We start from the raw sequence: 11852 nt of genomic DNA on the forward strand, positions 1-11852 counted from the left end.
CAATGGAACATTATATTAGCCTATTCGTGAAGGCGATCTTCATTGAAAACATGGCGCTCTCTTTCTTCTTAGGGATGTGTACTTTCCTTGCGGTTTCTAAGAAAGTTTCTACGGCGTTTGGCCTTGGTGTTGCGGTAACAGTGGTACTTGGTATTGCGGTACCGGCTAACCAATTTGTATACGAACATGTATTAAAAGATGGCGCATTGGTAGAAGGTGTAAGCCTTGAGTTTTTAAACTTTATTACCTTTATCGGGATTATTGCGGGTCTTGTTCAATTACTTGAAATGACTTTAGATAAATTCTTCCCAGCACTTTATAACGCATTAGGTATTTTCCTTCCACTTATCGCTGTAAACTGTGCGATCTTTGGTGGTGTATCTTTTGCTGTACAACGTGAATACACTTTTGCAGAATCTGCAGTTTATGGTGTGGGTGCAGGGTTAGGTTGGATGTTAGCAATCGTTGCGCTTGCAGGCTTAACCGAAAAAATGAAATATGCCGATGTACCGGCAGGCTTAAAAGGATTAGGGATTACCTTTATTACTGCAGGCTTGATGGCGCTTGGCTTTATGTCATTCTCTGGAATTCAGTTATAAGGAGGCATAAATGAGCGAATCTTCAATTTTATTATTAGGTGTTGCGGCATTTACGGTTATCCTTTTAGTGCTCGTTGCGATTATTTTATTCGCTAAATCAAAATTAGTGGATTCTGGTGATATCACCATTTCTATTAATGACGATCCTGAAAAAGCGATCACTTTACCTGCTGGCGGTAAATTACTTGGTGCATTAGCAAGTAAAGGTATCTTCGTTTCTTCTGCTTGTGGTGGCGGTGGCTCTTGTGGCCAATGTATTGTGAAAGTGAAAAGTGGTGGTGGTGAAATTCTCCCAACTGAGCTTTCTCATATTAATAAACGTGAAGCAAAAGAAGGTTATCGTTTAGCTTGCCAAGTGAATGTAAAAGGCAATATGGACATTGAACTTCCAGAAGAAATTTTCGGCGTGAAAAAATGGGAATGTACTGTTATTTCTAACGATAACAAAGCAACCTTCATCAAAGAGCTTAAATTAGCGATTCCTGAAGGTGAAGAAGTTCCTTTCCGTGCGGGTGGTTATATCCAAATCGAAGCTGATCCACATACGGTTTACTATAAAGATTTCGATATTCCAGAAGAATACCACGAAGACTGGGATAAATACGACTTATGGCGTTATGTGTCTAAAGTGGACGAGCATATTATCCGTGCTTACTCTATGGCTTCATACCCAGAAGAGAAAGGCATCATTATGCTTAACGTGCGTATTGCAACGCCTCCACCACGTCAACCTGATGCGCCTCCAGGTCAAATGTCTTCTTACATTTGGTCATTAAAACCAGGTGATAAAGTGACAATTTCTGGTCCATTCGGTGAATTCTTCGCGAAAGAAACCGATAATGAGATGGTATTCATCGGTGGTGGTGCGGGTATGGCACCAATGCGTTCTCATATCTTTGACCAATTAAAACGTTTACACTCTAAACGTAAAATGTCATTCTGGTATGGCGCACGCTCTAAACGTGAAATGTTCTATGTAGAAGATTTTGATCAGCTTCAAGCAGAAAATCCTAACTTTACATGGCACGTGGCATTATCTGATCCGTTACCAGAAGATAACTGGACAGGTTACACCGGCTTTATTCACAACGTACTTTATGAAAACTACTTGAAAAATCATGAAGCACCAGAAGATTGTGAATACTACATGTGTGGACCTCCAGTGATGAACGCTGCGGTAATCAAAATGTTGAAAGACCTCGGTGTTGAAGATGAAAACATCTTATTAGATGACTTCGGTGGTTGATTTTAGTTAATCAAAACATCATGAAAACTGACCGCACTTTTTGATGAAGTGCGGTCAATATTTAACATGGATTACAGGCAAGCTGATAGATGCGTCGGTTTGCCTGTAATTCATATATTTAGGAAGGAATAGATGGAAAAAATATTAAGCGGATTGATTGCAATTGCCTTGGTGTGTTCATTAAGTGCTTGTAAAAAAGATCCGGAAATTATTTCACTTAGCGGTAAAACCATGGGAACCACTTACCATATCCGCTACATTGATGACGGTTCAGTTAAAGAAAATGCTGAAAAAACACATGAGCAGATTGAAGTGGTTTTAAAAGATGTGAATCAGAAAATGTCCACTTATATTAAAGATTCCGAATTGAGCCGTTTTAATCAAAATACACAAGTGAATACGCCAATTGAAATCTCTGCGGACTTTGCCAAAGTATTACAAGAAGCGATCCGTTTAAATCAGGTTACTGAAGGTTCATTGGATGTGACTGTAGGGCCTGTAGTGAATTTATGGGGTTTTGGGCCAGAAAAACGCCCAGAACGTAAGCCAACCCCAGAGCAACTTGCTGAACGTCAAAGTTGGGTGGGAATTGATAAAATTCACCTTGATATGAGCGGTAAAACCCCAACTTTAAGTAAAGCAGTACCGCAAGTTTATATTGATTTATCATCTATCGCTAAAGGTTTCGGTGTGGATCAAGTTGCGGATGTATTAGAGCAAAATCACGTACAAAACTATATGGTGGAAATTGGCGGAGAAATCCGTGCAAAAGGTAAAAATGCCGAAAATAAAGCCTGGCAAATCGCTATTGAAAAACCTAATAATACGGGTGAAAGAGCAGTCCAAGAAGTGATTGGGTTAAATAATATGGCGATGGCGACCTCAGGCGATTACCGTATTTATTTTGAGGAAAACGGTCAACGCTTTGCTCATGAAATCGATCCAAAAACCGGCTATCCAATTCAGCATCATTTAGCCTCAATTACCGTACTTGCACCAAGTTCAATGACTGCTGATGGCTTATCTACAGGTTTATTTGTGCTCGGTGAAAATAAAGCACTTGAAGTGGCCGAGAAAGAAAATATTCCAGTGTATTTAATTAAGAAAACGGAAAAAGGCTTTGAAACAAAAATGTCGTCATCCTTCCAAAAGTTACTCGCAAATAAGGAATAATCATGCAAACTTTATTTTTTACCCTAATCGCTTTTGTGGCCATTATTGTATTAATGTCTGTGGGCTTTATCTTTAAAAAACAAAGCTTAAAGGGCAGCTGTGGCGGACTTTCATCACTCGGTATCGCCAAAGCCTGTGACTGCGATAAACCTTGCGACACTTTACAAGAAAAATTAGATGCAGGCGATGAAAATGCCAAAGCTGAATACGAACAAAAATTTGCGAAGAAAGACGATGATTCGCACTTTTATGAAGTGAAATAATTCACGCAAAATCAACAGCACTTTGTGCAATAACCTTAATTTATGGCGCGGAAGTCATTCCGCTATGTTTCAATCATTATCACCAATGTGCTTCGCCTTAACCGAAGTTACGGGAGACTTATGTTAACTTCAAATACTTATAACCAACATTTCGTACCATTGAGTGCAGAACAACTTGCCCAAAATGCCACTAAAAAAGTCATTTGCGGTATGTCTGGTGGGGTAGATTCCTCCGTTTCCGCGTTTATTCTTCAACAACAAGGCTACCAAGTGGAAGGCCTGTTTATGAAAAACTGGGAAGAAGATGACGATACCGATTATTGTACAGCCGCAGCGGATCTTGCTGATGCGCAAGCAGTATGTGACAAGCTAGGTATTAAGCTACATAAAATCAATTTTGCGGCAGAATATTGGGATAACGTGTTTGAGCATTTCTTAACGGAATACAAAGCTGGTCGTACGCCAAACCCGGATATTTTGTGCAATAAAGAAATTAAATTTAAAGCCTTTTTAGAATATGCGGCGGAAGATTTAGGCGCTAACTATATTGCTACTGGCCATTATGTGCGTCGTCGTGGTGAAGATAATCAAGCAGAGCTATTGCGCGGCTTAGATAGCAACAAAGACCAAAGCTATTTCCTTTACACGTTGAGTAAACATCAGGTAGGTCAAAGCCTTTTCCCTGTAGGTGAAATCGAAAAGCCAATCGTGCGTGCTATTGCAGAAGATTTAGGTTTAATTACCGCGAAGAAAAAAGACTCTACGGGTATTTGTTTTATTGGTGAGCGTAAGTTTAAGGATTTCTTAGCGCGTTATTTGCCGGCTCAACCAGGTGACATCCGTACCGTAGATGGCGAGATTATTGGTCGTCATGAAGGATTGATGTACCACACACTGGGGCAGCGAAAAGGGCTAGGGATCGGTGGATTAAAAAATGCCGGTGATGAAGCCTGGTATGTAGTAGATAAAGATGTGGAAAATAATGAATTGATTGTGGCACAAGGCCATGATCATCCACGTTTGTTCTCCAAAGGCTTAATTGCCAAACAGCTACATTGGGTGAGTCGCGAACCTGTGCGTGAAGCGTTCCGTTGCACGGTGAAAACTCGTTATCGTCAAACGGATATTGCTTGTTTGGTTGAGCCGATTGATGACGATTGCATTCGAGTGATTTTTGACGAACCACAAGCCGCGGTCACACCAGGTCAATCAGCCGTGTTTTACCTAGATGAAGTCTGCTTGGGTGGCGGAATTATCGAAGAACGAATTTAATCAATGTTGAATAAAGTGCGGTAAAAAATTTAACGATTTTTCTGGCCGCACTTTTTCTTTTACGCTATTTAAATTTTCGTCAATTTGAAAAAATGTTGATGTTTTGATAATATATATTTCGTATTTGGAAACAATCCACTCAAATCCTACTGAGCGTTTTCTTCAAAATCGCACTTCTCCGTGCTATCATTTGCGATGGTTCCATCTCACCATTTAGGGCTTAAGGGCTTATTTTATTTAATCTGATTTTATTTTTATTCACTTAATTTTTAAGGGGGAAGCGTTGTCTTTATCTAAATTTATGGAAAAGCAAACGTCGTTCAATCCTTTAGTGATTGGTGCAACGTTATTTTTTGTGGTGTTGCTTGTCGCGATGATTTTAATCGCACCTGAACAAACACAAACTTTATTAAATGCTGCTAAATCGGGCATTTTTGCCAACTTTAGTTGGTTTTACGTATTAGCATTCTCAGTATTTTTGGGCTTTTTAGTCATTTTATCAGTCAGTAGCCTAGGTAATATCAAATTAGGCAATGATGAAGAAGAGCCTGAATTTGGTTTTCTGTCTTGGTTGGCGATGTTATTTGCTGCCGGTATGGGGGTAGGGTTGATGTTCTTTGGTGTAGCAGAACCATTGACGCATTACTTATCTGATATTACCACAGGCAGCGCAGAGCATAAGCAACAAGAAGCCTTGTTACACACCTTATTCCACTGGGGAATTCATGCCTGGGCGGTGTATGGCACGATTGCGTTGGCATTGGCTTACTTTGGATTCCGTTACAAATTACCTTTGGCATTACGTTCTTGTTTCTATCCGTTATTGAAAGAGCGTATTAATGGCAAGTTAGGCGATCTTATCGACATTATGGCGTTACTTGCCACCTTATTTGGTGTTATCACAACATTAGGTTTTGGTGCATCACAATTGGGTGCAGGCTTACATCAATTAGGCTGGATTAGCGAAAATAGCTTCAGCTTGCAAGTTGTCGTAATTGCCGTGGTAATGAGTTTAGCGATATTTTCCGCGATTTCCGGTGTAGGGAAAGGGGTAAAAATCTTAAGTGAGCTGAATTTAACATTAGCTTTCTGTTTGTTGATTTTCGTCTTAGTGGCGGGGCCAACACTTTATTTATTATCCGCTTTTAGCGACAATATCGGAACTTATCTCAGCAACTTAGTCCAATTAAGCTTCAAAACCTATGTTTATGAACAAGAACATACTGGCTGGTTTAGCGGTTGGACAATTCTGTATTGGGCATGGTGGTGTTCTTGGGCACCATTTGTCGGTTTATTTATTGCGCGTATCTCGAGAGGACGTACCATTCGCGAATTTATTTTTGGCGTGTTGGTGATTCCTAGCATGTTCGGCATCTTGTGGTTTACCGTATTTGGTAATACGGCCATTTGGTTGAATGATGGTGAAGCTGCAGGTACGTTAGGGCAAATGATTTCCTCGCCTGAAACGTTACTCTTTAAATTCTTAGATTATTTACCGCTTTCTGGTGTGACGGGTTTAGTGAGTTTGGTGGTGATTTCTTTATTCTTTATCACCTCGGCAGACTCCGGTATTTATGTATTAAATAACATTGCATCACGCGATAAAAGCCTTGCAGCACCTCGTTGGCAGGCTGTGATGTGGGGTGTATTAATGTCAGTCGTCGCGATTGTTTTAATGCAATCGGGTGGTTTGGCAAACCTGCAGGCAATGACCTTGTTGGTAGCATTACCTTTTGCGATGTTGATGTTGCTGATGTGCTTTAGTTTATGGAAAGGCTTGAGTGCAGATAAAAAATATTTTGATACCAAAGTTAATCCAACCAGTATTTTCTGGACAGGTGATAAGTGGAAAGAACGTTTGGAACAAATGATGAACCAAACGCAAGAAAAAGATATTTTACGTTTCCTTAAACATACGGTATTACCGGCTATGCGAGAATTACGTCAAGAGTTGATCGGCAAATATGACTTGAGCGTGCAAATTAACACGTTATTTGATCAAGATGAACCTGCAGTCGAGTTAGTCATTCAAAAAGATTTGATGCGAGACTTTATGTACGGGGTGAAATCTATCGGTCGTGAGGTGTCAGAGCAATTAATTAATGATGATAACTTGCCACATATCCAACATAGTATGACCTATGAGCCATACACTTATTTCTTTGATGGTCGAGTGGGTTATGATGTGCAATATATGGACCAAGATGAATTGATTGCCGATATGTTGAAACATTATGAACGTTACTTAAGTTTGCTAGACGATGTGGGTCAAGAATTGATGGCACATGAGCAAACAGAACTGGCTGAATAATAAGACTAAAGTGCGGTTGAAAATCCTCTTAATTTTTAACCGCACTTTTTATCTTAAAACAAATATGAAGATACAAAATACTTTCAAAGCAAATGTTATTTGGGGCAGTTTAGGTTTTAGTTTAGCGATTATTGCAGCCCTTTTATTTGATACGCAGCAAACGATATCTTATCTTGCTGCGGCGAAAGCCTTTATTTTCTCTCAATTTAGCTGGTTTTATATTTTACTGAGTGCATTTTTTCTATTCTTTTTACTTTTCTTGGCGTTAGGACGATACGGCGATATTAAACTTGGGAGTGATGAGGAAGAACCAGAGTTTAAATTAGGTTCTTGGATTGCATTACTCTTCACCTCTGGAATTGGTATTGGCATTGTTTTTCTTGGTGTTGCTGAACCGCTTTCACATTTTCTTTCACCAATAGGTGAATATGAGAAAGTTCGAACGGCATTATTTTTTAGTATTTTTCATTGGAGTATCAGTGCTTGGGCTATTTATGGATTAATTGCACTTACGATTGCTTATTTCGGATTTCGCTATAAATTACCCTTTTCTTTACGCTCTTGTTTTTATCCCTTACTGAAAGAAAAGATTAATGGAAAAGTGGGGGATGTCATTGATATTCTCGGGATTTGTACCACCTTATTTGGCGTAGTCGCAACCTTAGGTTACAGTGCGATTCGGTTGGCTGCAGCATTCCACTCAATGCATTTATTGGATAACTCACTGTATTTGGTTCCCCTTATTTTAGTGAGTGTTTTTATCATTGCTATCTTAATTTCACTGCAAGGGATTGCCAACGGGTTCCGTATTCTTAGTGAGCTAAATCTAGGCGTTACCTTTCTCTTTATGTTATTGGTTTTGCTATTCGGTCCGACAATATATTTAATTTCTGCTTTTACGGAAAATATTGGTACCTATTTAAGCGGTTTAATTAGAGTCGGCTTCAAGGCTTATGCCTATGATGTAGAACATCTAGATTGGTTTATGGATTGGACGGTTTTTTACTGGGCATGGTGGTTTTCATGGGCGCCAGGCTTTGGGATTTTTATCGCACGGATTTCTCGCGGACGAACTTTACGGGAGTTTATTTTCGGCGTATTGATGGTGCCAAGTTTATTCTTTGTTTTATGGTTCACAGTATTTGGAAATGGGGCCATTTGGGTGAATGAACATCTTGCTGAGGGGGCATTAGGCCAAGCTGTAAATAATGTGGGATCACTTCTTTTTGATTTTTTGAGTTATTTACCCTATTCCGGTTTAACTAAAACGTTAGCTTTATTTATTATCACACTCTTTTTTATCGTCACCATTAACTTTGGTATTTATACGCTTAATAATATCGCAATTGAAGACAAAAGCCAGGTTTCACCTCGTTGGCAATCTATGTTTTGGGGTGGTTTATTGTCAGCAGTTACGTTTGTTCTTTATCTTTTTGGCGGTATTGAAATACTCCAATCAACGATGTTGTTTTTCTCTTTACCCTTTGCTCTGTTGATGTCTGTGATGGCATGGAGTTTGTTGAAGGGCTTACGATTTGAACGTCAATATTATTCCACAAAGGTTTCAGATTTGTGGACAGGTGCAAACTGGCGTAGCCGTTTAAGACAGTTAGTGATTGAACCTAAGCGAGATGATACCATTTTACATTTAAAAACAACGGCGCTTTTGGCAATGAGAGAGCTGCGCCAGTTACTCATCGGTACCTATGGTTTAAATGTGACCTTACAGCAACATTTGGGTCGTGATAATAATCAACTGGTTCTTTCTATTGAAAATGGATTAGCAGAAGATTTTTTTTACCAAATTACCTTATTCGAGAAGCCTGAGCCTGAAACTGCACAAGTTCATCATGCATTAATGGTTTCAACTAATATTCAATTGGACGGTTATCCTTTGAATATTACAAATGAAGAGGATTTGATCGTGGACATCTTGCAATGTTATGAGCGATACATGAAAGAACTGGATTTTGTTATTTCATAATTCCTGTCTCATGAGCAAACAGAACTGGCTGAATAATAAGACTAAAGTGCGGTTGAAAATAACATTATTTTTTGACCGCACTTTTAAAATTACCTCTTGAGACAAATGCATAAAAAGAGTATATTCAAGCCCAAATTTTCAATTTAATTCTAACGGAGTTTTTCTATGTTTGGTTTATCCCCAGCACAAATGATTATTTTATTAGTCGTGATTTTATTAGTATTCGGTACCAAAAAATTACGCAATGCGGGATCTGATCTTGGCGCAGCAGTAAAAGGCTTTAAAAAAGCGATGTCTGATGATGAGCCGAAAAAAGATGCGGAATTTACTCAAATTAAAGACGGTACAAACACCGCTGAAAAAACTGAAACTGTAAAAGATAAAGAACAGGCATAACCGTGTTTGATATTGGTTTTTCCGAACTTGTTTTATTGATGCTTGTGGGCTTGGTGGTGCTAGGCCCTAAGCGTTTACCTGTGGCTATTCGCACGGTAATGGGCTGGGTGAAAACGATCCGTGGATTGGCAGCTAATGTTCAAAATGAATTAAAACAAGAGCTTAAATTGCAAGAGTTGCAAGATAGTATTAAGAAAGCGGAACAACTTAATCTCAAACAGCTTTCCCCAGATTTAAGTAAAACTGTTGAAGAGCTGAAAGAGCAAGCTCAAAAAATGCGTGCAGAGTTAGAAGAAAAAGCGGCTACAGCAGGAACAACAGTGGAAGAGCAAATTAAAGAAATTAAAAGTGCGGCTGAAAATCCGGCTGATTCTGCGGAAAAACTTGAGGTAAGCGCACAAGAAACAGCAGAGGAAGCGGTTGAAACAGCATCCACAGAACATGCAGAGAATGGAACTGCCGAAGTTTTGGAATCTGCAAAAACAGAAGTGGATTTGACCGCACTTGAACCTCGTGAACAAGCTGAATTAACTGAGCGTTTATCCGATTACTATTCGCCGGATGATGTGGAGCTACAGCCAGCACCCAAATCTGAAGCGAAGTCCTAGAGAATAATTATGAGCAATATGACGGACGATTCCCAACCGTTAATTACCCATCTTGTTGAACTCAGAAACCGCTTATTACGTTGTGTAATTTGTATTTTAGTGGTTTTTGTGGCGTTGGTTTATTTTTCTAATGATATTTATCATTTTGTCGCAGCACCTTTAACGGCAGTAATGCCAAAGGGTGCAACGATGATTGCAACCAATATTCAAACGCCATTCTTTACTCCAATTAAATTAACCGCGATTGTTTCGGTGTTTATTTCTGTACCTTATTTGCTTTATCAAATTTGGGCATTTGTTGCACCAGCACTGTATCAACATGAAAAACGTTTAATTTATCCGTTATTATTTTCCAGTACAGTTTTATTCTATTGCGGTGTAGCGTTTGCTTATTATGTTGTTTTCCCTTTCGTGTTTAGTTTCTTTACGCAAACTGCACCAGAAGGGGTAGCTATCGCCACAGATATCAGCAGTTACCTTGATTTTGCTTTAGCATTATTCTTGGCATTTGGTGTGTGTTTTGAAGTACCTGTTGCTATTATTTTGCTTTGTTGGACAGGTGTAACCACGACGAAAGCATTGGCTTCAAAACGTCCTTATATTATTGTGGGAGCGTTCTTTGTTGGCATGATCTTAACGCCACCAGACGTGTTCTCTCAAACTTTACTTGCTGTACCAATGTGTCTTCTCTTTGAATTAGGCTTGTTAGTTGCACGTTTCTATCAACCGAAAGAGGATGAAGAAGAGTCAGCTGATGAAGAAAGTGCGGTAGAAAATCAAGGTGATTTGAATCACAAAGATTAAGAAAATGGGCGTAGGTGATACGCCCTTTTAACATCATAAAAACAGGAAATATTATTATGACTCAACAAATTTTAGGCGGTTTCCCAACCCGTCGTCTTCGTCGTTTACGTAAACATGATTTTAGTCGTCGTTTAGTGGCAGAAAATACGTTAACCGCGAATGATTTAATTTATCCGGTATTTATCATTGAAGGTGAAAATCATCGTGAGCCTGTCCCTTCTATGCCTAAAGTTGAACGTTTAACGATCGATCAATTATTAATTGAAGCAGGCCTTTTAGTGAAATACGGTGTGCCTGTGATTTCATTATTCCCTGTGGTTGAGCAAGATAAAAAATCGTTAATGGCAGATGAAGCGTTTAATCCGAATGGTTTGGTACAGCGTGCAGTGAGAGCATTGAAAGCCGCTTATCCAGAATTAGGTGTATTAACCGATGTCGCACTCGATCCTTATACACTACACGGGCAAGACGGGATCATTGATGAAGAAGGCTATGTATTAAACGATATTACAACAGATATCCTGATTAAACAGGCTGTTTCACACGCTGAAGCTGGTGCTGATATTGTTGCACCGAGTGATATGATGGATGGACGTATTGGTCGTATTCGTCAGGCATTGGAAGAAAATGGTCATATCAATACGCAAATTATGGCGTATTCTGCAAAATATGCGTCTAATTATTATGGTCCATTCCGTGATGCAGTCGGTTCTGCCGGTAACCTGAAAGGTGGTGACAAGAAAACCTATCAACTTGATCCAGCCAACGGTAATGAAGGCTTGCAAGAAGTGGCTCTTGATTTACAAGAAGGGGCAGATATGGTGATGGTAAAACCAGGTATGCCATATTTAGACATGGTATATCGTGTGAAAGACTATTTCGGCGTGCCAACCTTTGCTTATCAAGTTTCTGGTGAATATGCGATGCATATGGCAGCCATTCAAAAAGGTTGGTTGAAAGAAAAAGAATGCATTATGGAATCATTGCTTTGCTTTAAACGTGCGGGTGCAGACGGTATTTTGACGTATTTTGCGAAGCAAGTCGCTGAATGGCTTTACTTAGAAGGTAAAAATAAATAAGCACTTTTTAACTTGAAGTGCTAATCCAGGTGCTAATTTTAGATGCCGTCTAATAAAAACGAGAAAATATTAAATGTTTTCTCGTTTTTTATTTTTTCTTCATTTTTTCTATAAAAA

11 protein-coding genes are annotated in these 11852 nt (G+C 39.2%); all 11 read left to right on the top strand.

Translation table 11 applies throughout. The annotated features are described in order from the left end of the window. Window positions 1-2: 2 nt before the first annotated feature. Window positions 3-599, top strand: coding sequence for an NADH:ubiquinone reductase (Na(+)-transporting) subunit E (gene nqrE / locus DPV81_RS06080; protein ID WP_049362633.1), 597 nt, complete (start codon window positions 3-5; stop codon window positions 597-599). Window positions 600-609: 10 nt separating this feature from the next. Continuing rightward, on the top strand, window positions 610-1845 hold the full coding sequence (gene nqrF / locus DPV81_RS06085; RefSeq protein ID WP_111387306.1) for an NADH:ubiquinone reductase (Na(+)-transporting) subunit F: 1236 nt from the start codon (window positions 610-612) through the stop codon (window positions 1843-1845). A 132-nt stretch (window positions 1846-1977) separates the two neighbouring features. Then, window positions 1978-3018, top strand: a complete 1041-nt coding sequence (locus DPV81_RS06090; RefSeq protein ID WP_111387308.1) for an FAD:protein FMN transferase — start codon at window positions 1978-1980, stop codon at window positions 3016-3018. A 2-nt stretch (window positions 3019-3020) separates the two neighbouring features. Next, window positions 3021-3281, top strand: a complete 261-nt coding sequence (gene nqrM / locus DPV81_RS06095) for a (Na+)-NQR maturation NqrM (RefSeq protein ID WP_005697994.1) — start codon at window positions 3021-3023, stop codon at window positions 3279-3281. Window positions 3282-3401: 120 nt separating this feature from the next. Continuing rightward, entirely contained in the window at window positions 3402-4553 is a 1152-nt protein-coding gene (gene mnmA / locus DPV81_RS06100; RefSeq protein WP_111387310.1) for a tRNA 2-thiouridine(34) synthase MnmA, read from the top strand. 283 nt (window positions 4554-4836) lie between these two features. Then, window positions 4837-6864: a BCCT family transporter gene (locus DPV81_RS06105; protein ID WP_033002707.1), complete on the top strand. Its 2028-nt coding sequence runs from the start codon at window positions 4837-4839 to the stop codon at window positions 6862-6864. A gap of 64 nt (window positions 6865-6928) precedes the next feature. After that, window positions 6929-8848, top strand: a complete 1920-nt coding sequence (locus tag DPV81_RS06110; protein WP_111387546.1) for a BCCT family transporter — start codon at window positions 6929-6931, stop codon at window positions 8846-8848. 165 nt (window positions 8849-9013) lie between these two features. Beyond that, on the top strand, window positions 9014-9244 hold the full coding sequence (locus DPV81_RS06115) for a twin-arginine translocase TatA/TatE family subunit (protein ID WP_005697873.1): 231 nt from the start codon (window positions 9014-9016) through the stop codon (window positions 9242-9244). Between the two features lie 2 nt (window positions 9245-9246). Beyond that, window positions 9247-9852: a Sec-independent protein translocase protein TatB gene (gene tatB / locus DPV81_RS06120; RefSeq protein WP_111387312.1), complete on the top strand. Its 606-nt coding sequence runs from the start codon at window positions 9247-9249 to the stop codon at window positions 9850-9852. 9 nt (window positions 9853-9861) lie between these two features. After that, a complete protein-coding gene (gene tatC, locus DPV81_RS06125) occupies window positions 9862-10656 on the top strand; it encodes a twin-arginine translocase subunit TatC (protein WP_111387314.1) in 795 nt (264 codons plus the stop codon). A gap of 56 nt (window positions 10657-10712) precedes the next feature. Then, window positions 10713-11735, top strand: coding sequence for a porphobilinogen synthase (gene hemB / locus DPV81_RS06130; RefSeq protein ID WP_111387316.1), 1023 nt, complete (start codon window positions 10713-10715; stop codon window positions 11733-11735). Window positions 11736-11852: the final 117 nt, after the last annotated feature.

Origin of the sequence: Haemophilus parainfluenzae (assembly GCF_003252795.1) — a bacterium.
Taxonomy (GTDB): Bacteria; Pseudomonadota; Gammaproteobacteria; order Enterobacterales; family Pasteurellaceae; genus Haemophilus_D; species Haemophilus_D parainfluenzae_K.